The organism is Micromonospora sp. NPDC049175 (assembly GCF_043197345.1).
GTDB lineage: Bacteria > Actinomycetota > Actinomycetes > Mycobacteriales > Micromonosporaceae > Micromonospora.
This window is the reverse complement of the sequence record NZ_JBICSY010000004.1, coordinates 50,172-74,308: the sequence shown is the minus strand read 5'-3', so window position 1 is coordinate 74,308 and position 24,137 is coordinate 50,172. Positions and strand designations below refer to the sequence as shown.

At 71.5% G+C, this 24,137-nt stretch carries 20 protein-coding genes and 1 pseudogene; 11 read left to right on the top strand and 10 right to left on the bottom strand.

Features of this window, described 5'->3' with window-relative positions; translation table 11 throughout:
- Positions 1-12: 12 nt before the first annotated feature.
- Genes ACGFH8_RS17540 through ACGFH8_RS17525 form a run of 4 tightly spaced genes read right to left on the bottom strand, consistent with a single transcriptional unit; the run spans position 13 to position 10,368 of the window.
- Positions 13-3,618 carry an amino acid adenylation domain-containing protein gene (locus ACGFH8_RS17540; protein ID WP_393368094.1) on the bottom strand — a complete coding sequence of 1,202 codons (3,606 nt, stop codon included), beginning with the start codon at positions 3,616-3,618 and terminating at the stop codon, positions 13-15.
- Positions 3,615-3,773, bottom strand: a complete 159-nt coding sequence (locus ACGFH8_RS17535) for a hypothetical protein (RefSeq protein ID WP_393368092.1) — start codon at positions 3,771-3,773, stop codon at positions 3,615-3,617. Before ACGFH8_RS17535 ends, ACGFH8_RS17540 begins: the two co-directional genes overlap by 4 nt.
- The gene (locus tag ACGFH8_RS17530; protein ID WP_393368090.1) at positions 3,770-6,859 is read right to left on the bottom strand and encodes a thioesterase domain-containing protein; all 3,090 of its coding nucleotides are present in this window, start codon (positions 6,857-6,859) and stop codon (positions 3,770-3,772) included. Before ACGFH8_RS17530 ends, ACGFH8_RS17535 begins: the two co-directional genes overlap by 4 nt.
- Entirely contained in the window at positions 6,856-10,368 is a 3,513-nt protein-coding gene (locus tag ACGFH8_RS17525) for an AMP-binding protein (RefSeq protein WP_393368088.1), read from the bottom strand. Before ACGFH8_RS17525 ends, ACGFH8_RS17530 begins: the two co-directional genes overlap by 4 nt.
- 356 nt (positions 10,369-10,724) lie before the next feature.
- Here ACGFH8_RS17525 and ACGFH8_RS17520 point away from each other — a divergent pair, with 356 nt between their 5' ends.
- Together ACGFH8_RS17520 and ACGFH8_RS17515 are read left to right on the top strand one after the other, a co-directional pair.
- Positions 10,725-10,901 (top strand): hypothetical protein, encoded by a 177-nt coding sequence (locus tag ACGFH8_RS17520; RefSeq protein WP_393368086.1) that lies wholly within the window; start codon positions 10,725-10,727, stop codon positions 10,899-10,901.
- 11 nt (positions 10,902-10,912) lie between these two features.
- The gene (locus ACGFH8_RS17515; protein ID WP_393368085.1) at positions 10,913-11,449 is read left to right on the top strand and encodes a hypothetical protein; all 537 of its coding nucleotides are present in this window, start codon (positions 10,913-10,915) and stop codon (positions 11,447-11,449) included.
- 81 nt (positions 11,450-11,530) lie between these two features.
- Here the strand turns inward: ACGFH8_RS17515 and ACGFH8_RS17510 are convergent, their stop codons facing one another.
- Both ACGFH8_RS17510 and ACGFH8_RS17505 read right to left on the bottom strand, forming a co-directional pair.
- Positions 11,531-12,745, bottom strand: a complete 1,215-nt coding sequence (locus ACGFH8_RS17510) for a sialidase family protein (protein ID WP_393368083.1) — start codon at positions 12,743-12,745, stop codon at positions 11,531-11,533.
- 281 nt (positions 12,746-13,026) lie between these two features.
- A complete protein-coding gene (locus ACGFH8_RS17505) occupies positions 13,027-13,731 on the bottom strand; it encodes a hypothetical protein (RefSeq protein WP_393368082.1) in 705 nt (234 codons plus the stop codon).
- Between the two features lie 173 nt (positions 13,732-13,904).
- Here ACGFH8_RS17505 and ACGFH8_RS17500 point away from each other — a divergent pair, with 173 nt between their 5' ends.
- Positions 13,905-14,279 carry a VOC family protein gene (locus ACGFH8_RS17500; protein ID WP_393368081.1) on the top strand — a complete coding sequence of 125 codons (375 nt, stop codon included), beginning with the start codon at positions 13,905-13,907 and terminating at the stop codon, positions 14,277-14,279.
- A 154-nt stretch (positions 14,280-14,433) separates the two neighbouring features.
- On the top strand, positions 14,434-14,778 hold the full coding sequence (locus ACGFH8_RS17495; protein ID WP_393368079.1) for a hypothetical protein: 345 nt from the start codon (positions 14,434-14,436) through the stop codon (positions 14,776-14,778).
- On the opposite strand, the gene ACGFH8_RS17490 is transcribed toward ACGFH8_RS17495, so the two are convergent.
- The gene (locus ACGFH8_RS17490; protein WP_393368078.1) at positions 14,733-15,188 is read right to left on the bottom strand and encodes a GNAT family N-acetyltransferase; all 456 of its coding nucleotides are present in this window, start codon (positions 15,186-15,188) and stop codon (positions 14,733-14,735) included. The genes ACGFH8_RS17495 and ACGFH8_RS17490 overlap by 46 nt on opposite strands.
- Before the next feature lie 172 nt (positions 15,189-15,360).
- On the opposite strand from ACGFH8_RS17490, the gene ACGFH8_RS17485 reads away from it, so the two are divergent.
- Genes ACGFH8_RS17485 through ACGFH8_RS17475 form a run of 3 tightly spaced genes read left to right on the top strand, consistent with a single transcriptional unit; the run spans position 15,361 to position 17,168 of the window.
- Entirely contained in the window at positions 15,361-16,050 is a 690-nt protein-coding gene (locus ACGFH8_RS17485; RefSeq protein ID WP_393368076.1) for a hypothetical protein, read from the top strand.
- A gap of 9 nt (positions 16,051-16,059) precedes the next feature.
- Positions 16,060-16,377 (top strand): hypothetical protein, encoded by a 318-nt coding sequence (locus ACGFH8_RS17480; RefSeq protein ID WP_393368075.1) that lies wholly within the window; start codon positions 16,060-16,062, stop codon positions 16,375-16,377.
- Between the two features lie 41 nt (positions 16,378-16,418).
- The gene (locus tag ACGFH8_RS17475) at positions 16,419-17,168 is read left to right on the top strand and encodes a hypothetical protein (protein ID WP_393368073.1); all 750 of its coding nucleotides are present in this window, start codon (positions 16,419-16,421) and stop codon (positions 17,166-17,168) included.
- Positions 17,169-17,180: 12 nt separating this feature from the next.
- Here ACGFH8_RS17475 and ACGFH8_RS17470 read toward each other — a convergent pair whose 3' ends face one another.
- On the bottom strand, positions 17,181-17,600 hold the full coding sequence (locus ACGFH8_RS17470; RefSeq protein ID WP_393368071.1) for a hypothetical protein: 420 nt from the start codon (positions 17,598-17,600) through the stop codon (positions 17,181-17,183).
- A gap of 275 nt (positions 17,601-17,875) precedes the next feature.
- Here ACGFH8_RS17470 and ACGFH8_RS17465 point away from each other — a divergent pair, with 275 nt between their 5' ends.
- The gene (locus ACGFH8_RS17465) at positions 17,876-18,133 is read left to right on the top strand and encodes a transcriptional regulator (protein WP_393368070.1); all 258 of its coding nucleotides are present in this window, start codon (positions 17,876-17,878) and stop codon (positions 18,131-18,133) included.
- A 211-nt stretch (positions 18,134-18,344) separates the two neighbouring features.
- Here ACGFH8_RS17465 and ACGFH8_RS17460 read toward each other — a convergent pair whose 3' ends face one another.
- Positions 18,345-18,809, bottom strand: a complete 465-nt coding sequence (locus tag ACGFH8_RS17460) for a hypothetical protein (protein WP_393368068.1) — start codon at positions 18,807-18,809, stop codon at positions 18,345-18,347.
- Between the two features lie 296 nt (positions 18,810-19,105).
- Between ACGFH8_RS17460 and ACGFH8_RS17455 the strand changes: the two are divergent.
- From ACGFH8_RS17455 to ACGFH8_RS17445, 3 genes and pseudogenes are all read left to right on the top strand, one after another.
- Positions 19,106-19,507 (top strand): annotated as a pseudogene (locus ACGFH8_RS17455) (transposase); the annotation flags it as partial.
- A gap of 236 nt (positions 19,508-19,743) precedes the next feature.
- The gene (locus ACGFH8_RS17450) at positions 19,744-20,217 is read left to right on the top strand and encodes a hypothetical protein (protein WP_393368066.1); all 474 of its coding nucleotides are present in this window, start codon (positions 19,744-19,746) and stop codon (positions 20,215-20,217) included.
- A complete protein-coding gene (locus ACGFH8_RS17445) occupies positions 20,214-23,495 on the top strand; it encodes a tetratricopeptide repeat protein (protein WP_393368064.1) in 3,282 nt (1,093 codons plus the stop codon). The genes ACGFH8_RS17450 and ACGFH8_RS17445 overlap by 4 nt, the downstream gene beginning before the upstream one ends.
- Positions 23,496-23,566: 71 nt before the next feature.
- Here ACGFH8_RS17445 and ACGFH8_RS17440 read toward each other — a convergent pair whose 3' ends face one another.
- Positions 23,567-24,043: a hypothetical protein gene (locus tag ACGFH8_RS17440; protein WP_393368062.1), complete on the bottom strand. Its 477-nt coding sequence runs from the start codon at positions 24,041-24,043 to the stop codon at positions 23,567-23,569.
- Between the last annotated feature and the right edge of the window lie 94 nt (positions 24,044-24,137).

Genomic DNA, 24,137 nt, shown 5'->3' with positions numbered 1-24,137 from the left:
GGCTGTCCTTCGTCACGCGGAGCCGCCGGGGCGGCGAGGTGGGGTACGACGGGTACGGCCGCGGCGTGCGGCGGCCCGCAGGGCGGCCCGGGCCAGCTCCGGCCGGTCGGCGGCACCGTCGAGGCTGGCGGCGAGCGCTCGGACGGTGGGGTGGCGGAACAGGTCGAGCATGCGGATGGACCGGCCGGTCGCGGCGGTCAGCCGGGCGTGCACGGCGGCGAGCGCCAGCGAGTGCCCGCCGATGTCGAAGAAGTTGTCGGTCACCCCGACCCGGTCGTGCTCGAGCACCTCCCGCCAGATCCCGGCGATCAGCTCCTCGGTCTCGGTGAGCCCGTCCGGGCCGACAGGCATCAGCGCGGGTGGGGGGCCGACCGGGTCACCGCCGGCGACCGTCATCGCGCCGAGCTGCGGCACCCGCACGGTGGGTCGGGGCAGCGCGGTGGCGACCTCGCGGGCCGGCGTGTGCGCCGCCGCGGCCAGCGCGCCCACCAGCTCGGCCAGGTCGGCGAGCAGGTCGTCGACGCGTCCGGCGTCGAACAGGTCCGGGTTGTAGACCACCTCGACGCCCGTACGACCGCCGTGCTGCACCACGTAGACGGTGATGTCGAACGGCGAGCCCGGCTTGGGCACCGACACCGGCTCGGCGGCCAACCCGGTCAACGTCAGCGCGGGCGGCGCGAAGTTGAGCACGTTGAACAGCACCTGCACCAGCGGTGCGCGGGCGGTGTCCCGGCCGACGCCGAGCGCCTCGACGATGCGTTCCAGTGGGGCCCCCGGGTGGGCGGTGACCTCGTGCAACTCCCCGGCACAGCGGTCGACCAGCTCGGCGAAGCTCACCCCGCCGGTGCGGACCCGCACCGGCACCGTGTCGATGAAGAAGCCGACGACGTCGTCGAAGGCGGCCAACCGCCGGTCGGCGACGATCGCCCCGAGCACGTGGTCGTCGCCACCGGTGAGCCGCGCGATCAGCTCACCGAAGGCGGCCAGCAGCACCGCGGCGACCGTGGTGCCGCGACGCTCGGCCAGCTCGCGGACCGCGCGGTCGGTGTCGGCGGGCAGCCGGACCGCCGCCTCCGCCCCGGCGTACGTCTGCACCGCCGGCCGCGGCCGGTCCCGGGGCAGGTCCAGCACGGTCGGCACGCCGTCCAGGTGCCCCGTCCACCAGGCCAGGTCGGGCCCGCCCCGCAGCCGGTCGCGCTCGGCCCGCCACACCGCGTAGTCGGCGTACCGGGCCGGCAGCGCCGGCAGTGTGGGCGCCGTGCCGGCCAACGCCTGGGCGTACCCGGCGGCGAGGTCGTCGTAGCAGATCCGCTCCGACCAGCCGTCGAAGACGGCGTGGTGCCAGGTGACGGCCAGCACGTGCTCGGCCGGGCCGAGCCGGTAGACGGTCACCTGCCAGGGTGGCCCGGTGGCCAGGTCGAACGGATGCGCGGCACCGGCCGCGAGCATCTGGGCCAGCTCCGCCTTCGGCTCGGCGCTGCCGGTCAGGTCGACCACCGGCACCGCCACGTCGGTCGGCTCGGCGCAGACCGCGTAGGGCACCCCGGCGGTCTGCGGGATGCGCCAGCGCAGCACGTCGTGCCGCTCGGCGACGGTCCGCAGTGCCGCGCCGAGGGCCGCGATGTCCAGCGGGCCGAGCAGCCGGTGCGCCACCGCGATGTTGTACGGCGCGCTGGACGGCGCGAGCTGGTCGACGAACCAGAGCCGGCGTTGCGGTGGGGAGAGGGTGGGCGGGTTGCCGGTGCTCAGCCGGTCGTCGCCGACGGGTGCGGCGGCCACCCGCTCGGCGAGCCGGCCGAAGGTGCGCTCGGTGAACACCTCACGGGCGTCGAGCTGCCGGCCCAGCTCGGCGCGCAGCGCGGCGACCAGGCGCATCGCCGCGATGGAGTTGCCACCGGCGGCGAGGAAGTCGGTCGCCGGCCCGGGTGCCGCGCCGAGCAGCCGGGTCCAGATGCCGGCCACGGCCGCCGCGAGGGGACCACCGGGCACCTCCGGAGCGACGGCGTCGGCGGAGGAGGCGGTGCGGGCCGCGGCCAGCGCGCGCAGCGCGAGGCGGTCCAGCTTGCCGCTGATCGGGCTGATCGGCAGGGCCGCGCTGCGCAGCACCCGGGCCGGCAGCATCGCCGTGGTCAACCGACTGCCGGCGTACGCGCGCAGCCGCGCGTCGTCGGGGGCATCCGCCGGAGTGAGGAACGCGACCAGCTCGGTGCCGGCCGGACCGGGCACCGCCTCGACGGCCACCCCGGTCACCCCGGGCAGGTCGGCGAGCACCGCCTCGACCTCGCCCAGCTCGATGCGCTGCCCACGGATCTTCACCTGCCGGTCGGCCCGGCCCAGGAAGACGATCCGTCCGTCCGGGTCCTGCCGCACCAGGTCGCCGGTGCGGTACAACCGCTCGCCGGGCAGCCCGGAGAACGGATCCGGAACGAACCGCTCGGCGGTCAGCGCCGGCCGGCCCAGGTAGCCGTCGGCCAGCCCGGGCCCGCCGATCAGCAGCTCACCGGTCTCGCCCGCAGGCACCGGGTCCAGCACCGCGTCCACCACGTACGCCCGGTGGTTGGGCATCGGCCGGCCGATCGGTACCGGGTCGACCTCGGTGGCGCTCAACGGGCCGCTGGCCGCCATCACCGTCGTCTCGGTGGGGCCGTACGCGTTGAGAAGGCGGCGGCCGGGCGCCCAGCGGGCGGCCAGCGCGGCCGGTACCGCCTCGGCGCCGCAGAGCATCGTACGCCAGCCGGTCAGCTCGGCCGGGTCCAACATGGCCAGCACGGTGGGCGTGATGAAACCCCAGTTGACCTCGTGCTCGACGATGAACCGGGTCAGCCGGACCGGGTCGGCGCGATCCGCCGTGCCGAGGAGCTGCACCGTCCCGCCGAGCAGCAGCGGCACGAACAGGTCGATGGTGGCCGCGTCGAACCCGAGCGACGCCAGGCCGAGACTGCGTACGCCGGCGTCGGCGCCGCTGAGCGCGGCCACGCCCGTCACGAACTCCACCACGTTGCGGTGGCTGGTGAGCACACCCTTGGGCCGACCCGTGGAGCCCGAGGTGAACAGCACGTACGCCGGGTCGCCGGGCCGGGCCGGGCAGGGCGCGAGTGGGGCCGGGCCGGGCAACCCGACCGCCTCGACGCCGGGCGCGTCACCGAACTCGGTCTCGGCGGCGTCGCCGACCACCAGGGAGATGCCCGCGTCGGCGGCGATCCCACGAAGCCGCCGACGCGGGCCGCCCGGCTCCAGCGGCACGTAGCAACCGCCGGCCAGCAACACCCCCAGCACGGTCGCCACCAGCTCCGGCCGGCGGCTGCCGCACACCCCCACCCGACTCTGCCGGCCGACGCCGCGGGCGCGCAGCGCGGCAGCCACCCCGGCGGCCTGGGACAGCAGCTCGGCATAGCTGAGCCGGACGTCCCACTGGCGCACCGCCGTCGCGTCCGGCGTACGGGCGGCCTGCGCGACCACCAGCTCGGCGATCGTCGCGTCCGGCCAGGGCAGGGCCTTGCCCCGTACGGCGTTGCTGGACAATAGGTCGGTCACCCGTTTCCCCCCGGGATAGCTGTTCGGATCGGTCATCTGCAGGCGCAGCTCACTGACGTAGCCGCGGCCCTGCGCGTCGGTCACCCAGTTGTCGCCGGGTGCCGGTAACAGGTGACCGCCTCGCGCAGCAGCGGGTCGGCGGCGATCCGGCCGGCGGTCGCGGAGGAGTCGGCGGTACGCGGCACCACGTCCCGCCACACCGACCAGCCCGTCCCGCCCAATGGCAGCACGTGACTCATCGGACCGGTTCCGGCTCGTCGGTGTCCACGATGTGCAGTCGCAGTTCACTGAAGTAGCGCCGACCGGCCCCGTCGGGCACCCAGGCGTCCTGTTCGGTGGGCAGCATCTCGCTGACCACCACCGTCGTGTCGTCGCCGCCGTCACGCCGGGCCGCCCGGACCAGCACGCAGAACATGTCCGCGAAGACGGGGCTGCTCAGGTCGACGAAGCAGGGCTTGGTCTCGGTGCCGAGCTTGACGTACACCTGTTCGGGCAGGCCCAACCGGCGGCGCCAGTCCCGTACGGCCAGGAAGCGGGCCCGCTCACCCTTCGCCTCGCCGAAGTCGCACGCGCCGACGGTGGTCCGCCAGGTCTGCCGGGCCACCACGAGCCGGTCCAGCGTGATCCTCGGGGTGTACGGGGCGGCCGCGACCAGCTTGAACCCGTCCACGGCGTGCAGGCTGAGCAGCCCGGCGCAGACCTCGGTCAGGAGCCAGCGCTGCCCGTCGGGGGCCACGACGGTCAGTCGGCCGTCCTCGTCCCGCACGGTCAGCGCCACCGTGGGCAGCACCCGGCCCGGGTCGGCGTTGGGCGCGGACGCGAAGGCCACCTGCTGGTCGGTGGGGCCGATCAGCGCCTCGGCGACCCGGCTGGTGCGGCGCGGCCAGTCGGTGGGATAGAGCAGCCGGATCCGGTTCGGGCCGAGGTCGGCCGCCAGCGCGTCGCGCAGCCGCTCCACGTCCGGATGTGCGGCCGCGAACACCGCACAGTCGAACGACGGCCAGGCGGCGTGCAGCTCGCCGAGCACCACGGTGTAGTCGCCGCGGGCCAGCGCGTCGGCGTCGGCCGCGCAGATCTGCAGGTCGGGGCTGTGCAGCCGGGAGTTCGACCAGCTTGGCCGGAGAACGGGGAAGACCTCGTCGACCCGGGCGGCCAGGTCCGCCACGTCCAGCCGCACATCGGTGCTGCCCGGCGGCAGGTCGGCCAGCCCGAACAGCCCCGCCCAGCGGGCCGCGAAGTCGCCCGCCACCGCGTCGACCGGGCGCGGCCCGCTGCCCCAGAACATGCCCTGGACCAGGAACCACAGGTCGGACAGGGCCACCGGGGCGTCGCCGGCCTCGGCGCGCAGCTCGTCGTACAGCTCCCGGAACACCACCGCGTACGCCTCCTCCAAGGCGCCGGTCAGCCAGCGGGCGGCCCGCAGCAGCACGGCGAGCGGGGCGGCGATCCCGTCCAGCAGCGGTGCGCCGAAGACCACGTCCAGGTCACGGCTGGTGTCCTCGTAGCAGAGCGTCCGACCGGCGTACATCTGCCCGGCCCGGCGCTGCGCCGGCTGCCCGGTCAGGTCGGTGAACGTCTCGTCGAGCGCGTTCAGCGCGGCGTGCAGCCGGTCCGGATCACCGGCCGCGGCGGCGACCGCGTCCCGGGCGGCGCACAGCCGATCGAAGCCGGCCTGGGCGACGGCCCGCGCGGGGGCGTCGCCGACCTGCGTGATCCGCTGCCGCAGCACGTCCTCGGCGGCCGGGCTCACCGGCAGCGCGGCGTCCCAGGTGGCCAGGTCCCGCTGCACCAGCCGGTCGAGCAGCGCGTACCCGTCCTCCGGCCGACGCAGACCGACGGCCGGGTCGGTGACCAGCTCGTGGGCGGGGCGGTGGCCGTCGGCGGCACCGAGCAGTGCCGCCTCGACCGGCGACAGGGGCACCGGGGGTCGACCCGGCCGGCGCACCTCCCGGCCGGCGAGGCTCAGGTGCGGGGCGAGCTGGGGTGCCCACCAGCGGCGGACGGCCAGGTCCTCGGCGATCCGCTGCGCGTACACGGTCAGCGCCCAGGACTCGAACCACACCCAGCGGTCACGGGTCAGCGCCGCGCCCGGCCGGACCTCGGCGGCGACCGGCAGCTCCGGGTCGAGGGTGACCCAGCAGCTCGGGCCGAAGAAGCCGACGGTCTCGTTCTTGCCGCAGTAGCGCTGCCAGTATCTGAGGACGGCCCGTTCGCGCTCGCGCCTACGGGTGTTGCGGGCAGCGTCGGGGCCACCACGGACCAGCCCGTCCAGGGTGGGCAGCACTCCCCGGTTCTGCCAGGTGACCGCCTCGCGGAGCAGCGGGTCGGCGGCCAGCTCGGTGATCCGCCGGGTGGCGGTGGACAGCGCCTCGGCGAACTCCTTGTCGAAGACGTCGGCGCCGGTGCCGGTGCCGGTGCTCAGCAGCTCGTCGGCCGCCGCGGCGGCGTGCGGCGCGGACAGCAGGGTCAGCCCGTCGGCCGGGAAGCCGGTGCTGCGCAGGATGGCGTCGCGCCACACCGACCAGCCGGTGTCGCCCAGTGGGACCCGGTGCGCGGCGGCGGCCGCCCTCGGCGCGGCGGCCGGCGGTTCGGCGGTGAGCGCCGCGGTCAGGTCGGCGCGGATCGCGTCGGCCAGCTCGGGCAACGCGTCGTGCAGGAAGAAGTGCCCGCCGTCCAGCTCGTGCAGGGTGAAGCCGCCGGTGGTGTGCTCCCGCCAGGCCGCGCTCTGCTCCCGGGTCACCGCCAGGTCGCGCCGGCCGGCGAACGCGATGATCGGCACCGGCAGCGGCTCCTCGGGCCGGTACCGGTAGCTGTCCACCCGCTCGAAGTCGGCGCGCAGCAGCGGCAGCAGCAGGTCGACCAGCTCGGGGTGCTCCAGCACACCGGCGGGCAGGCCGCCGCCGGTCCGCAGCCGGCGCAGCAGCTCGTCGTCGTCCACCTGGGACAGCCCGTCGAAGATGGTGGGCGCGGTGACGTGCGGTGCGCGGGCGCCGCCGACGTAGAGCCGCAGCGGCAGTGGACGCCCGGCGCGGCGCAGCTCGCGGACCACCTCGAAGCCGAGCCGACCGCCCATCGAGTGGCCGTAGATGGCGTAGGGCCCGGTGGCCCGCCCGGCGATGGCGCTCGCCACGTCGACCACCCGGAACCGGGGGTCCTCGCTGATCCGGTTTTCCCGGCCGGGGAGCTGCACCGGCAGCACCTCGACGTCCGGACCGAATCGGCCCGAAAAGGTGCGGAACGCGCCGGCTCCGGCGCCGGCATAGGGCAGGCAGAACAATTGCACCGGTGCCGGATCGCGGCTGCCGGCGGACGGGAACCAGTTCACCGAACACCTTTCTGAGGAGGTTCGATCCAGTACCGCTGCCGCTGAAAGGGGTAGGTGGGCAGCGAGGTTCGTCGGACGCCGTCGGCCGGGTGCAGGGCCGTCCAGTCCAGGGACCGGCCGGTCACCCAACCGGCGGCCAGGTCGCGCAGCGGGCCGGCCGGACCGACCAGTCGGGTGTCCGTGGCCAGTAACGCGTCGAGCGCGGCGACCGCGTCGGTCGGAGTGGTGGCGACCACCGCGGCCCGGCAGCCGAACTCCCGTCGGCCCAGCGCCAGCGTCGCGGCGACCTCGGCCAGCGTGGGCGCGGTGCCCGCCAGGTGCCGCCGCAGCCGGGTCAGGGCCGCCCGCAGAGCCGCGGGGGTACGCGCCGACACCGGCAGCAGGTGCGCGCCGGCCGACCCGGTGTCGACCGGCTCGACCGCGGGTGGTTGCTCCACCACGACGTGCGCGTTGGTGCCGCCCAGCCCGAACGAGCTGACCCCGGCCACCCGGCGCGGCACGTCGGGCCAGTCCCGCGCCTTCGTCGGTACGTAGAACGGACCGGCGGCCAGATCGATCTCCGGGTGCGGACGGGTGAAGTGCAGGTTCGGCGGGATGACCCCGTGCTGTACGGCCAGCACCGCCTTGATCAGCCCGGCGATGCCGGCCGCGGCGTCGAGGTGACCGATGGTGGTCTTCACCGAGCCGAGCGCGCAGGTCTCGGCGGGGGCGGCGCCCTCGTACACCTCGTGCAGCGCGGCCACCTCGATGGCGTCCCCGAGCGGCGTACCGCTGCCGTGTGCCTCGATGAAACGGACCTCGCCCGGAGCGACCTCGGCGGCGGCGAGCGCGCCGGCCACCGCGGCGGCCTGCCCGGCCGGCCCGGGGACGGCGTAGCCGGCCCGGTCGGCACCGTCGTTGGTGACGGCCCAGCCGGGCAGGATCGCCAGGACGCGGTCCCCGTCGGCCTGCGCGTCGGCGAGCCGACGCAGCGCCACCACCCCGACGCCGGAGCCGAAGCCGGCGCCCTGGGCGGCCTCGTCGAAGGCCCGGCAGCGACCGTCCGGTGAGGCCAGGCCACCGGGGGTGTGCCGGTGCCGGGGCCAGGTGACGCTCACGCCACCGGCCAGAGCGATGTCGCACTGGTAGTCGGCCAGGCTCTGCGCGGCCAGGCAGACCGCGACCAGCGAGCTGGAGCAGGCGCTCTGCACGGCCACCGCCGGCCCGGTCAACCCCAGCCGGTACGCCACCTGGCCGGGCAGGTGGTCGGTGAGCTGCCGGCCGATCAGGCGGGCCTCCCAGTCGTCCGGATCGACGTCACCGATCACGGCCGGGTTGTCCATCAGGTGGAAGAGGAAGTAACGGTTGACCGAGGTGGCGCCGTACACGCCGACGAGGCCGGGGAACCGGGTCGGGTCGTGGCCGGCGTCCTCCAGCGCCTCCCACGCGGTCTCCAGGAACAGCCGGTGCTGCGGGTCGGTACGGGCGGCCTCGTGGTCGCCGAAGGAGAAGAACTCCGCGTCGAAGTCGGCGATGTTGTCGAGCCGCCCGGTGGCCTTCACGTGCCGGGGGTCGGCGCGCAGCCCGGGGCCGACGCCCAGCGCCGCCAACTCCTCGTCGCTGTGGTCGTGGATGGCGTCCACGCCGGCGCACAGGTTCCACCAGAAGGTGGCCACGTCCGCCGCTCCCGGGAACCGGCCGGCGAGACCGACCACGGCGATCTCCTCGCCGGTGTACTCGCGGACACCGACCGACGAGGAGTACGGACCGCCGGTGGACGGCGACGCGGTGGACGCCGAGGCGGTCGCGACGGGCGGGGCCGGCAGGTCGGCGGACGGCGGCGGGTCGACCAGTCGAGCCTGGGCGGCGACCGTCGGATGGTCGAAGAGCCGCAGCAGCGGCAGCCGGCCCCCGAACCGTTCGGTCAGCCGCTGCTGCACCTGGCCGAGCAGCAGGGACTGCCCGCCGACGTCGAAGAAGCTGTCGGTGCGGCCGACAGCGTCCCGGCCGAGCACGGTGCACCAGATGTCGTGCACGATCCGCTCGGTCGGGTTGGCCGGCAGGTCCTCGGCCAGCACGGCCCGGGCCGGCGCCGGCAGCGCCCGTTCGTCGATCTTTCCGCTGACGGTCAGCGGAAACTCGGCGACCGGCACGACGGCGCGGGGCAGTGCGTACTCGGGTAGTTGCCGGGCCAGGGCGGCCCGCAGCGCGGCCGGGTCCACCGGTGTCCCGGTCGACCGGACGTACGCCAGCAGCTCGCCGTCGCGGGCGACGGCACGCACCTCGGCGACGCTCGGCTCGGCGGCGAGCACCGACTCGATCTCGGTCAGCTCGACCCGGAACCCGCGCACCTTGACCTGCCGGTCGAGGCGGCCGAGGCAGCGCAGCTCGCCGGTGGGCAGCAGCTCGCCGAGATCGCCGGTGCGGTACGCCGGCACCCCGTCGGGGTCCAGCGCGAACCGGTCGCTGACCTGGTCGAGGTAACCGGGGGCGAGGTGCCGGCCGCGCACCACGATCTCGCCGTCCGGTGTCAGCCGCAGCGCGTACCCGGGCAGGGCGGTGCCGATCGGCAGCGGCCCGGTGGCCGTACGGTCGACGTCGGCCAGCGGCAACGCGGACCGGGCCGCGAAGGTCATCTCGGTGGCACCGTAGCCGTTGACGAGCACGCACCCCGGGGCGAAGTGACCCTGGGCGCGGGCGGCGTCGGCGTAGCTGGCCTGTTCGCCACCGAGCAGCACCACCCGGACCCGGTCGAGCCGGTCGATGCCGGGAGTGTCCAGCAGGTACCGGAAGACCGTCGGGGTGGAGTGGTAGACGGTGACGCCGTGCCGGGCCAGTTGCTCGACGGCGTACGCCAGCCCGTGGCGGCGCAGGTCGACCGGGACGACGGCGGCGCCGGTGAGCAACGCCGGGTAGAGATCGGGGATGGCCGCGTCGAAGCTGAACGAGGCGAGCAGGCTGAGCCGGTCGTCCGGACGCAGGTCGAGGGTCGCGATCTGGTTGTCCACCACGTGCAGCAGGTTGCGGTGGGTCTGCCCGACCGCCTTGGGCCGGCCGGTGGAGCCGGAGGTGAACAGCACGTACGCGAGGGCGTCCGGGTCCACCGACACCGGCCGCAGCGGCGCCGGCCGCACGTCGACGGCGGGGACGACCCGTGTGCCGGGCCGGTCGGTGGCGAGCCGGCGGGCCAGCTCGGTGTGCTCGCCCCCGCTGAGCAGCACGGTGACGTCGGCGCCGTCGACGAGCTGGCGCAGTCGCTGCTCCGGGAAGCCCGGGTCGAGCGGCACGTAGGCGGCGCCTGCGGCGAGGGTGCCCAGCATCGCGGCGATGGTGCCGGCGCCGTGTGTGGTCAACAGTCCGACCCGGTCGCCGGGTTGAACGCCGGCCCCGGCCAGCAGCTCGGCGTGGCCGCCGGCCAGGCCGGCCAGGCCGGCGTAGTCGAGCGGGCCGGTGTCACCGAGCACGGCGGGATGGTTGGGCCGGGCGGTAGTGGCAGCGCCGAAGCGATGGATCAGCGTCGAATTTTCCATCTCAGGACGCGCACATCGCTCCACACAAGATGGACACGCCGCGATCGGCTAAATTGATCATGGTCCCCCCCAGGACTTCACAATGGAAGGAGCATAGGACTCAATGCCTGGCGCGGAAGATCATTGACTAGAGTCGACCCGAAGGGCTAGCGGGTGACCAGACGAGGGATGACGAAAATCGTCCGATCATCCCCCTGGCGCAGCGGCGGATTTTCGCCTAGAACGATCACCAGGGGCTCTTTTTGCGGCCACGCATTCATTGCGTAGAGGAATTTCCCGACCAGAGGCATCGGGTCGCTCGCCGCGGACCACGCCGTGGGTTCAGCGCGTGAACGGTTCCGGCGGGACGCCAAGGCTTGTTCCGCCAGCCCTGGACCAAGAGCGACGCCGGCTGGCGGATGATCGTCCTGCCCCGCTTCGCCGTCGGAATGATCATGGCCCGCAAGCTCGTCGCCGCCGGGTATCGCCCGTTCGTGGCACCGCATACTGGCACCTCGTTGGCAGGCGGCCAGGTGATTCGGGAACTGCCGTAGAGTCGGCCGCCATGGAGTCGGTGAGTTCAGCGATGGCTGTTTTGCTCCGGGGGCTGACCGAGGCGTCATGGGCGATCGAGCGCACCTTCACCGAGCTTTACCTCAACTACGACCTCTTCGTGCCAACCGCCGACGGCATGCGCGGCCGGTTCGATGGCACGGATGATGAGGTGATGATTTGGGGCAGTCGGCTCCTGTTCGACCCGCACGACGGGGTGGGCCAGCCATCGCCCGGCGGACATCTGGAGTTTGACGCCCTAACGATCAGGCTGCCGCACCTCCCGGCGGAGGTCACGGACTACCCTTCCGAGATCCGCCTCTACCTGCGGCTGACGCTCCGCGAGGACGGTTTCACGCTGACCGCTGGGATCGATGTCGACCTCCTTAAGCCAGTGTTCAAGTATCCAGCCGGCGAGCACACGGTCATGCGCACCACCGAGGAACTCACCACCGTGGACGAGACCGTAGCCGCCGCCCAGCGCGCCGTCGAAGCCTTCGCCGACCACTACTCACTCTTCGACGACATCGGCTTCCCCCGCCGGCCCTAGACATGGCACGCCCTCACCACCGGCGCCCGTGGACGTCCTGCCTCGGCCACGCCGGTCGTCACCCGGCCAGCCACCACGCGGCTATCGGTTGGCGTTCCGGACCCGTACGGCGGCGACGCGCGGGGACGCCACCGGGTCGGGTTGGGAGAACGTGGCGACGAAGTCGTGTGGTCCGGCGCTGGTCAGGCCGGCGTAGTCACCGAGGAAAAAACCCGGGGGGCCGACTTCATTCAGGAAGGGGGCACGCCGCATGTCGAATGGCTCTTTGGTGAGTCTTACCTCGGTGTCGAACCCAACCCCGGTCGCGCAATCAAGCTTGGGTGTCGGGCGACAGGTCACCAGCCAACGATCGGTCCATAGCGCCCCGGCGGGGTCGTCGTGACGAAAATCGGAGTAGTCGACCGCGACGGTATGGTCGGCGGCGACTGCAACGGATGCGGTGAATGCCTGTTGGTTGCCGATCGGGACGTACGTCGGGCTGCGGTTGACCTTTACCGGCGTGGACCAGTGGCGCCCGCCGTCGTCCGACACGGACAGTGCGATTGCGTCCGCCTGCCCGCCGCTGAAGCGGGCGTCCTGCCAGACCAGGTAGATCCGCCCGCTGGCCGGATCGACCGCCGCGTCGACGAGCGCGGCGCTGCCGCTGGAGACCTGGTCCCCCGGCGACTGCGGATCGCTGACGCCGGCCGACCGCATCTCGGCTACCAGGTGGGGAGGTGACCAGGTGGCGCCACGGTCCTGCGACCGCATCACGGCAACGTGCCGGGTGGGCCGCTCGCCGGCGAGGTCGAACAGGGTGAAGGAGTCGACAAGGGTCCCGTTGGGGAGCACCACGATCTGGTGTCCGGTGGTCAGCCGGTTCTCCCCCGGCTCATAGATCTGCCGCGCCCGCCAGGTGCGTCCGGCATCGCCGCTGGCGGCGAAGGCCACCGCTGCGCGGAACGGCTCGCCCTCCTGGTCGGGTTCCATGATCTTCGGTACGACCGTGTAGACGCGTGCGGGGTCCTTCGGATCAGCCACGATCGCCCCACCGACGTACGTCCCGCCGTCCGGATCGCGCTCCGCCACCACGAGGACCGGTTTACTCCAGGTGAGACCGCCGTCGAGGGATCGGGCCGTGATGAGTCCGCTGGGTGTGGTCTCGGGTGCGTCGAACACATGCGCCGACAGATGCAGCATGCCGGTTGGGCCGAATGACAGCCACACGTCATCGACGTAGTCGAAGGTCCCGCCCGTGCATCGGCTCGTCCCCGGAATCAGCACCCGCCGCCAACTGTGGCCGCCGTCGGCGCTCACCCCAGCGACCAGTCCTCTGAACCGGTCCTGTGTCCACACCGACACCAGCTGCTGACGTTTCCGGGGGTTGGCGGCGACCGTCGGTTCGAGCGCGCCGGCGGGTAGGAGATCGTCAAGAGCGGCCGAAGGGCAGGCGCCGAATGGGCTCGGCCCAGAGACCCACGCCGGACCCGTGGACACCTCCGATGGCGCCACCGACGCGCCCGCTGCGCTGCTGCCTGGCGTGAGAGCCATGGTCACCAACAGGGCCGTGACGAGCAGGGCGGTAGGAACTCGTCCGCTCATCGCGTGCGCGCCAGGTCGACCGGATCGGGTGCGAGTCGGCCGCGTCGTGCCAGCAGGACGCTGGCGGCGGCGAACCAGATGAAGCCGATGAACCTTCCGGCCGGGATGAAGACCGACGCCGCGGAGGCCAGCAGCGAGAAGATCGCGAGTACGCACAGCGTCGCGATGCCGAATCCCAGTCTTCCGAGCCAGCTCGGCAGCGCCCTGGTCCGCAGCATGGCGGCGGAGGCGGCGCCGACGAACAGGCCGAGCGTCACGATGTGCAAGGGACCGCCGGTCATGAAGGCGAGGTCCATGGCGAACCGGAAGACCCGCAGATCCGATCCGCTGCCGGGACGAGACATGATCCATTGAACGGCCGCCGACGACAGCAGCAGCGCGGAGGCGACCGCACCGGAGGCATGCGCCAGCCCAGCGGCTCGGCCGACGTCGCCCCGCCGGCGCATCGTGACGGCGACGTACGCGGTGAACACCAGCAGTGCGACCGCTGCCAGCGCCTGGAAGAACGCGCCAACCGGTGCGCTGGGTGAGCCGCTATTGAGGAACTGTTGGACATCGGCGTCGGACGAGTACGGCGTAACCAGCGGCTCGCCGGGTGAACTGATCAGCCCTGGGAGGAGCATCGCGGCGGCGAACGACAGGACGTACAGCAACCCACTCAGGGCGTGCAGCCGAGAGGCCACAAATGGTGTCTCACGCACGGTGGGGCCTCCCCACCGGATAGACGACGATGGCTGTCGGCTGTGTTGCGCTCCTCTGTTGATGCACGGAGCGAGCATGCCGCCGGAGTCATCAGTCCACGTCGCATCGGCGTCGTATCTCTGACTGCGCTCCACGGCGTATTGCCGTTGGGATCGGGCTGCATATTCCCGCTATGGTCGGTGTCGTGGAGACACTGGGCCGACTTGCCGGAGTCACGGTCGACTGCCGGGATCCGCAGCGACTGGCTGACTTCTGGTCCGTGGTGCTTGGAGGACGCGTGACGGAGTCTCTTCCGGGTTGGCGGCGCGTCACTGTCGCCGGGGGCGGCCCGGTGCTGACATTCCAGCCGGTCCCGGAGCCCAAGGCCGGCAAGACGCGACTACACCTCGACATCGCCGTTACCGACGTTGACGAAGCGGTCGATCGGATCGGGATGTTGGGCGGGCGGTGGACAGGTGAACGGCATGACTACCAAGAGGGCGCCGTCCTCGTCATGACCGACCCGGAGGACAACGAGTTCTGCATCGTGCAGTACTACCGGGTGTGATCTGGTTCGGCCTTCGACGAGCATCCGAGACCTGCTGATGGCGTCGTACGCACCGTCGTCGTTGCACACTGATCACAAGCGGTCGCGAGAGCGTGGAGCCGTCGACACACTCTTCTGCCGCTTGTCGCGCGCTTCCGACCATTACGACAGCCGGATGAAGCAGGTGCCAGTCCTGGTGACGTTCTCGTTCAGCAAGTTCTGGGGAAGCCTGTCGGTCGAGCTCGTCAAGCGGTACGAGTTCGTGGTCGGCCAGGAGGAACGTCACTCGGTGCTCATCGAGAAGCAGCGCAACCTGCTCTTCGCCGGCTTCCGGCCGCAGCAGTCGCCGACGGCGAGGACGGCGCCTGGCCGCACAACGCCGCGAACGCGCACCGCGTCCGCAGCGAACGCCAGCAACGCTGGGGCCGCGCCGCAGGAAAGCCGCCTGAACATCGGGCCCTGTGACAGCCTCGACTACAGGACTTTGGTCATATGCACGCTGTTCGGGTCCTCTGGGTAGTCGGCGAACGGCTCGCATCGGGTGAATCCGTACTTCGCGTAGAGCGCCCGCGCCGGCGCGAAATGGTCATCCGCGCCGGTCTCCAGGTATAGCCGGGTGAAGCCGCGCCGGCGGGCCTCTGCCAAGACGTGTTGGAGAAGCGCGGAGGCCACTCCCCGCCGCTTCGCGGTCCGGGCGGTCCGCATCGACTTGAGTTCAGCGCTCGTGTTGTCCAGCTTCCTGAGAGCTCCACAGCCCACGAGTTCGTCACCGTCGTAGACCGACCAGAAGGTCACTGCGGGCTGGCGCAGCCCGTCGAGGTCAAGGGCATGCTTGCTCTCGGGCGAGCTGACCGCTCGCATTTCATCGAGGTGCTCCTGCAAAAGCGCCTTGATCTTAGGCCCGGACAGGTCATCCACGACGATCTTCATGCCGCGATGGTAAGACGGCCTGCCCGGCAGCAGTGGCGACAAACTCACCGCGGGGCCACCAAGCCGGTAAACGTATGTGGTCACCGCACCAGCTCAGCGCCGGGGTCCCCGGACCTTGGTCATTCACGTACCGTGGTCCTACCTCGCCGTGGCGGGCGCATCACGGAAAGCGTTGACCGAGCAGGAAGCCGGGGGGCGAATGCAGCAGGGCAGCAGGCATGAACGCCTCAAACTGGCGAGTCTGGACTTCCTGGGCGACGATTCCGCCCTGCGCGAGCAGGCCGATCGTGCGCTGCGCGAGACGGGACGTGAAATGCGACCCGAGGGGTGCTCCGGGGGCGACCAGACCGGCTCCGTCCGCGTGGTCGTCGACACCCAGCGGGAGGTCTCAGCTGTCACGATCGCTCGTGACTGGCGCAGCCGGCTGGGCCCCAGCGGGTTCGCCGATGCTCTCTTCGAGGCGTACGTCGCCGCCGTGCAGGCTGCCCTCGAATTGGCGGCGCTCCTTCATCTGCAGGCGGAGGATCGGGAGAGTGGTCCTGCAGCCCCGGAACGGAAACCGCTGGACAGGAGCCCCGATCGGGACGTCGACGAGCACACCTGGCTGCGCGACACCTGGCGGACGCTGGACGACCTCGACGCGGAGTTGGACGCTGCGGCTCGCTTGCCCCGGCGGACGGACGAGTCCAGCATGTCCAGCCCCAACGGCTGTCTGACGTTGCGCCTCCGTGGAGGCGGTATCACCGGCATCACCGGCGACGTCGGGCGGATCGCACGGGCAGACGCAGGTCAGCTGCAGTTCGAAGCCCATTCCCTCTTCCGCGCGTTCGCCCTGGCCAGCGCCGAGCGGACCGGATCGTGAGGTAGTGAGATGGTTGCACTGAATGTCATCACGGACTCCCTACGTGATGAGGGAGGTAAGTGGCTGACACTGTCGGACCAGGTCGCCGCCATCAAGGTCGCCGCGGAGCAGCTGCGCCTCGACCCGTCAGCCTTCTTCATCGGCGACGCGAACGCCCAAATCCATTCGCTGGCGTACAACGACTTCCACACCTTCATGGTCGCCGTCCTGAACGGAGCCGTGACCGAATTCGAACAGGTGGGCAAGGCCCTGCGCCACATCGCCGACGAGTACGACCGGGCCGACGAGGTCGTCTCACTGGACCTCAACAAGATCTACACGGCCTAGCGATCCGCCGCGCGACGTTCGGAGAGGGCACGGAGCAACCGATGCAGCCAGGCAACAGTGATCTTGAGTACGGGGAACCGTACAACAAGGCGTTCGACCACATCCGCTCCGGCACCGACACGGCGATCGCGAAATTCAACGAGATCGTCGAGCAGGTACAGCAGTGGAAGTGGCTCCTCGGACCGGCAGCACTCTTGTGGATCAAACACAGCCTGGACACCACCCGAGCAGGGCTGGATGCCATTCTCGATCGCGTCGAGCATGCCTTGGAGCATCAACTGCCGGTGCTTTCGCTGATCGAGGCCAGCTTCCGCTGGGTCAACGACGTGAAGACACCGGTCTCCGAACTCTCCTCCACCACCACCGACCCGAAAAACGAGAACCTGCCCAAGTGGACCGGCGACGCCGCGAGCTCCTACCACGCCAAGGCACTCAAGCAGAAAGCCGCGGTCGACGAGTCCGTCGTCAAATCGGAGTTCATCAGCCAGTGGCTGTTCACGATCGCCAAAGCGAACGTCGACTACGCCGTCGAACTCGCGAAGATCGTCACAGGACTGGTCGGCAAACTGGCGCAGGCAGCATCTGAAGGGGCAACCGTCATCGACCTACCGTGGGCCATCTCCACCCTCGCCAAGTCGATCGGAGAGCTGGTCACCGCCGGCCTGGACGTTCTGCTCACCATCGGCCAGCGCTTCATCGACGCGCTGGGCAACATCCGGGACATCGCCACGCAGGTCGGCGACCACTCGAAGCTACCCGGTGGGCGCTGGCCGGAAGCCGTCCGGGGATGACCAACGAACACATCACACCGTGGGTACGGCCGCCTGCGTCGCCCTGAGCAACGTCAGCGCCTTCGGCGCGAGCGTTTCGGTGGCGACGTACGAGGCACCACCGACAGCCAACCAGACCTTCACCACCAGGTTGCCCGTCCGCGCGTTGACCATGTACTCGGCGTACTTGTAGCCGGGCTCGGAACGCCTGGTGAAGGCCTCGGCCTCGTCGCCCACACCGGTGATGCCGCCGGCCGGAGTCATCACCGTCACCCGCCCCGTGGACCGGTAGAGCAACCGCGCCTCCTCCGCGCTGGCCGGCGTGGACGCCTCCACCCGCAGGCTCGCCTCATGCCCGTCCTTCGTCCGCAAGTCGAACAGACACGCCACACCCGGGCGCCCCAGCGGCGGCGTCGGATCGGTGCGGGCCACCGTCAGTGACAACTCCGCCAACGGCCGAAGATCAGTACGCTTACACAGCTCCAGATCCTGAGCACGGTAGACGGGGCCGACCGAGGCGGCAGGTGCGGTGGAGGCAACGCCACTCGTGGCCGGCCCGGCGCTCGACGCACCCACCGGAGCCGAGGCACCGTCACAGGCGGCAGTGGCCAGCACCGCAACGAGCGCCACGACAGGACGAGAAACACCGGCCGACGCAGACACGTCCCGAACATACCGGCTGCGAAGCTGGCAGACTGCCCGAGCGACGAGCCACTATGGTGCCGGGTATGGCCGCCGCAGAGAGCCCGGAGCAAATCACCCGGACCCGCACAGTCACCGCCCGGGCGGTTCTGCAGGGCCGGGCCGATCTTCGGACGTACCCCTATCGCCTGCTGGCCGTGGTGTCTCATCACGGACTGGGCGGCGGCCAGGTCACTGAGGCGGTTGCTGCCGCCGAGTTCCTCGGCCAGTTCGGTTGGGACCTCGTCAACGTTTCGGAATTCGCCTCCAACAGGATCGTCTACGCCTTCCTGCGGAAGCGGTGACGATGGCTTTCGGCCCCTGTTGGACCTGACGCAGCTGCACACGCGGCCGCTGCCCCGAAGAGTGGTTGCGGTGGAGCAGGGAATTGACGACCCCTTGCCCCCCGGCAACCGACACAGCTTGCCGACCTGCATAGCCATCTGCGCGTACCCGCGGAGTCCGTCCATTTCGGCCCCTGGAAGTCCACTGTCGCTCGTACCGGTCGTCACCCAGTTAGTCACTCACCCACTCTCTGCGCCAGTCGGACGCGTCGCAGACCAGCGGGTCACGGTCGGAGTACAGCGCGACTGCAAAGCCGTTGACCTGGTTTGCTCCGTCAGTCGATGTCAGGCTGGCTCGGTAGACGAGAAATGCGCCTTCGAGGCTAGATCGTCGTTCCGGCCCTTCGAGGCGAAAGCTGGCAAGCGAGGGCTGCGTCCGTAGGAACTCCTCGTGCTGGGCCTCGGAATAGCCCTCCAACACGTCACTGCACAGCAGCAGGTAGGCCCCATGGAAGTCCTCGTTGCGGACCCGCTCCAGATAGGCCATCAGCACCGTCTTGGCCTTGACAGCCTCGGCTGCTTGTCGACGGTCCACGTACAGACCCCAGCCATAGCCGGCCGCCACCAGCGCCAGAGCGATCGCCGTCCCCGCCGCAGCTGTACGGCCAAGCCGTGACCGCCACCCCATCCCCGCCATGATCGTCAGCGTAGCCACCACCTGCTGGCCGGACGGGCGGAAGCTCCGGCAGGGGACGTGCGGTCACGGGCGGCGGTGCCCGAACGCGGTCACGGCGGCCGCACTGTCAGCCGACACCGCGGCCGACCCGAGCATGATCATCTCGAGCGTCAGGACGTCACCGCCGGCGTCACGCCGGGGCGTGACCATTGGGCGGTGGGGCGGCCGTTGAGCCGCCACGGGTGACCACCGACCCGCGGCCAACCCTGGGGTGAGTTCTCCCAGTTCTCCTGCCGGGTACACGGTGAGGTCCAGGCCTCGCCGCGCAGCTGCTCGACCTGGACCGCGAGATCAAGGACCTGGACAAGCAGATCACCGCCGTGTTCGGTGACCATCCGCACGCGGCGCGGATCACCAGCGTCAACGGGTTCGGGCCGATCCTCGGCGCCCAGCTGCTCGCCGACACCGGCGGGGATCTGACCGCCGCGTTCGGCAGCTCGGCCTGGCTGGCAGCCTACGCCGGACTTGCCCCGGTACCCCGCGACTCCGGACGCGTACGCGGCAACCTGCACCGACCCAAGCGTTACCACCGTGGCCTGCGGCGGGTGTTCTACCTCGCCGCGCTGTCCGCGATCAGACCCGACGGCCCATCCAGGACCTTCTACCAGCGCAAACGCGCGGAAGGCCGGAACTCCTCCGGGTACTTGCTCTGTCCAGCCACAGCGTTTCCTCCTCCTCGGCAGGATGCCGAATCAGGAGGTGTCCGGTCTCAGGGGGTCACTTCACCCGCACACGCCGGAAACCCCCAGCCGATCGGCTGGGGGTTTCCGGCCTCGGCAGCCGGCACGGCGCGCCGACCGATTCCCGACTCATCCCGGAGCCCGAGCCCGGACCCCGCGTCGCGCCGGCTTGCTAGCGTGGAAATGCCTCGATTCCCTCGGATGAGGAGGAGAACGTGGATCTCGGTTGGCTGGCGGGCTTGGGCGCGTCCGCGGCGGCGGTCCTGGTGCAGGCGGCCGCGACGGACGTGTGGCAGGGGGCACGCTCCGGGTTCGCCCGGCTCCTCGGCCGCGGTGACCCGCGACGGGAGACCGCCGCGATCCGGCGGCTGGACGCCCTGGCCGCGGAGGTGGAACAAGCCCCGCCCGCCCAGCGTGACCAGGTACGCGCGCGGCTGTTGCCGGCCTGGCAGACGCGGCTGTCAGACCTGGTCGAGGAAGACCCGGTCACCGCCGACGGCGTGCGTGACCTGCGTGACGAGTTGGTGACGCGGCTACCCACCGCGCAGCAGCAGTGGATCCAGCACATCACCGCGACCGCCTCCGGCGCGACCGCTCAGGGAGTGATGTTCGGCAGCATCGTCAACCACCCCACCTTGCCGGAAGCTGACCCGAGCGGCCCGGTGCCCGACCCGGGTCAGCACCGATGACCGTCGACCCCCTCCTCGTTCAGCAGCAGGTTTCCGCCGTCGCCGGCACCGCGTACGGGGTGATCGGCGCCGACCTGCACATCTTCGGCGACGGGACGCCGCTGTATCTGTTGGAGGAGCACCGCCGGCCCGACCCGCCGGACTGGAGCTGGCTGCGCGAGATGCCCTCCCGGATGCTCAACGCGCACGCCCGCGTGGTCCCGTTCACCGGCCGCGAGTCCGAACGGGACGAGCTGCGCACCTGGCGGGAGACCGGGCCGCGACTGGCGGTGCGCTGGCTGCACGCCCCGGGCGGTCGGGGCAAGACCCGGCTGGCCGGCCACCTCGCCGCCCAGGCCGCCGACGAGGGCTGGAAGGTCGTCACGGCGGTGCCCCACGTGGGCACGCCCAGCGCCCTGCTGGGCAGCCAGGACCTGCGGCCGGACCGCCACCGGGGAGTGCTGCTGATCGTCGACTACGCCGACCGGTACCCGCTGTCCAGCCTGCTCTGGCTGCTGCGCAACGCCCTGCTCCACCGGGCCGACAAACCGGCACGGGTGTTGATGGTGGCACGCGGCGCGTCCACGTGGCCGGCACTGCGCGCCAACCTGGACGATCCCCGCGTCCAGGCCGGCACGTCCGAGCAGTACCTGGCCCCGCTGCCCGACGACGAGGACGCTCGGCGGGCCATGTTCACCGCCGCCCACGACAGCTTCGCCGCCGTCTACGGTCTCTCCGGTCCGGACGCCGTCCCCCGACTCCCCAACCTGGGTCATCCGGAGTTCGGGCTCACCCTCACCGTGCACGTCGCCGCGCTGGTCGCCGTCGACACCCGCGCGACCGGCGCCCAGCCGCCCACCGAGGTCACGTTGCTGACCCGCTACCTGCTCGACCGCGAACGTCAACACTGGACCCGCCTGTACGAGGGCCGCGCCCGCGGGCTGAACCACGGCACGCCCGACGATGTCATGGCCCGTACCGTCTTCACCGCCGCCCTCGCCGGCCCGCTCCCGCACCCCGAGGCCGCCGGGCTCCTGCGCCGCGTCGAGCGGGAACTGCCCGCCGAACGGATCATCAGCGACCACAGCCACTGCTACCCGGCCGCCGACCCCAATCGGGCCACCGTGCTCGAACCGCTGTACCCGGACCGGCTGGCCGAGGACTTCATCGCTCACACTCTGCCCGGCTCCGATCACCCGGCCGACCCGTGGGCCCCCACCCGGCTGCACGACCTGCTGCACGAGCAACCGTCACCAGCCTCGGACCGCCCCCGGCCGCCGGCGACAGCCGCGACGTACACCGCGCGGGCGGTCACCTTCCTGACCGCCGCCGCGGCCCGCTGGCCCCACCTCGGGCCCGCCCACCTGTTCCCACTCCTGCGCGACCGGCCACAGCTCGCGATCATCGCCGGCAGCGCCACCCTCAGCATCCTGGCCGGCATGACCGACGTCGACGTCACCGCGCTGGAAGCGGTCGAGGCGCTGCTGCCCGGCGACCGACACGTCGACCTCGACGTCGGCGCCGCCGCGGTCGTCGACGTCCTGATCACGCGCCGGCTCGCCACGTCCGACGATCCGGCGGAACAGGCCCGCCTGCACGCCAGCCGCTCCTGGCGACTGGCCAACGCCGGCCGCTACGCCGACGCCCTGGCACCCATCTCCGAAGCCGTGGCGATCCGCCGGCGACTGGCCGACGCCGACCCCGCCACCCACCTGCCCGCCCTGGCGAGATCGCTGCACAACCTCGGGCAGGTGCTGTCCGAACTGGGCCGGCCGGAAGAGGCCCTCGCCCACAGCCAGGAGGCCGGGGACACATATCGCCGGCTGGCCCGGTCCGATCCCGCCACCTACCTGTCGCACCTGTCGAGAACCCTGCACAACCTCGGCACGGTGCAGGGCAGCCTGGGCCGGTGGGACGAGGCCCTGGACCACGCCCAGGAGGCGGTGACCATCGGCCGGCTGTTGGCCGACATCGACCCGACCGGCTACCTGCCCGACCTCCCTGGGCTGTTGAACAACGCCATCAAGCTCCTGGCGGAGCTAGGCCGCCACGCGGCGACACTCGCGCTCGCCGAGGAGGCCGTGACCATCGGCCGCCGTCTGACCGACACCGACCGCGCCGCCCACGGGCCCGAACTCGCCCGATCGTTGCAGAATCTCGGGAACAGCCTGGTCCACCTGCACCGGCCCGAGGAGGCCCTCGCCCACAGCCAGGAAGCCGCGGACACGTTCCGACAACTGGCCGACGCCAATCCGACCGCGTACCTGCCTGAACTCGCCAGGTCGTTGACCGCGCTCGGCAACACCCTGGTCAAACTGGGCCGGCCGACGGCGGCCCTCGCCCCCAGCCAGGAAGCCGCGGAGGTGTTCCGACAACTGGCCGACACCACACCGACCGCGTACCTGCCCGAACTCGCCAGGTCGCTGAACGCTCTCGGTCAGGTCCACGTCGCGCTGGGTCGGTGGACGGAGGTCCTCGCACTCTGCGGGGAAGCCGCGGCCATCGGCCGACGGCTGGTCGAGGCCGGGGCCGTCGCCTACCTGGGGCACTTCGCGAGTCAGGTGGGCAACCTCGGTCTGGCGCAGACGGAGCTGGGCCGGCAGGAACAGGCCCTCGTCCACCTTCAGGAAGCCGTGGACGCGCACCGACGGCTCGCCGCGGCCAACCCCACCGCGCAGCGGGGAGACCTCGGCAAGGCGCTGCACAACCTCGGCCTGGTGTGGGACAGGCTGGGCCAGCCGGAGCGGGCCCTGGCCTGCGCCGAGGAAGCCGTGTCCATCGCCCGGCAACTGGCCCGGGCCGAGCCCGCCAGCCACCTGCCCGACCTGGCCCAGTCGCTGAACAACCTCGCCGGCTTCCTGGCCCTGGTGGGGCGCGGCGAGGAGGCCATCGGGTTCGCCGAGGAAGCCGTGGCCGTGACCCGAAAGCTGGCTGGTGCACCTCCCACCGCGTACCTACCCGAACTGGCGCAGTCACTGAACAACGTGGGTGTCTACCTGTCGATGGTGGGCCGACACGAAGACGCTCTCGCCGCCTGCCGGGAAGCCGCGGACCTGTACCGGCACCTGACCGAAGCCGCCCCGGCCGTCTACCTGCCCGCCACCGCGCAGGCGCTGTGCAACCTCAGTCTCCGGCTGGCCGAGCTGGGACGGCGCACGGAGGCCCTGGCTCCGGCCGAGGAGTCGGTCGGCATCTACCGGGAGTTGGCCCGCACGAATCCGGCGATCCAGCGGGATCGCCGGTTCTCGATGGCGCTGATGGCGTACGCCCAGGCGAGGAGCGGAGCCCAACCCGGATGACCTCCCCGCACACCACCGTCCGCCGCGCAGACCTCCGTCATCCGCCGGCAACCGCGGCGGACGGCCCCCGGTCAGCTCGACGCCGGTGAGCGCGCCGCAACGGTCGAGCAACTCGTCCGCCAACCGCTCGATGCGCGAGCGCGTCGGCCGCCAGTCGGGTTCGCTGACGTAACGGCCACTGACCAGGGCGTCGGGGTCGGGGGTCCGTTCATCGCCAACGACGGCTTTGCCTCGGTGACCACCTGCCACGGCGCTCTACACCTCACGGCATGCGCACTGATCGAACCTGTGGCAGCCCTTCCCCGGTCAGCACAACCGTCACCAGACCTCACGCAACGGTGGCCTTTCGATGCTGTCCCGCAATGACCGGTGCACAGGGCACCCGCACGACGGCTGCAGCGGCCAGGGCTGGTGGAATCAATCATGATCGAAGTGCACGAGAAGGCCGGTCCAACCGCACAGGCGGAACGCGCCACGGTGGTCGCGGCATGACCTCGCTCGCGCAGCACGTCCACGACATGGGCACCGATCAGACCGCTGCCACCCACCACAAGAATTCGTACGCTGAATCGTCCACAGTGGAGACCCTCCGATTGTCAAGCGATCGACGCCCGTCGGAATCAGGCTGAGCCCGGAGACCTG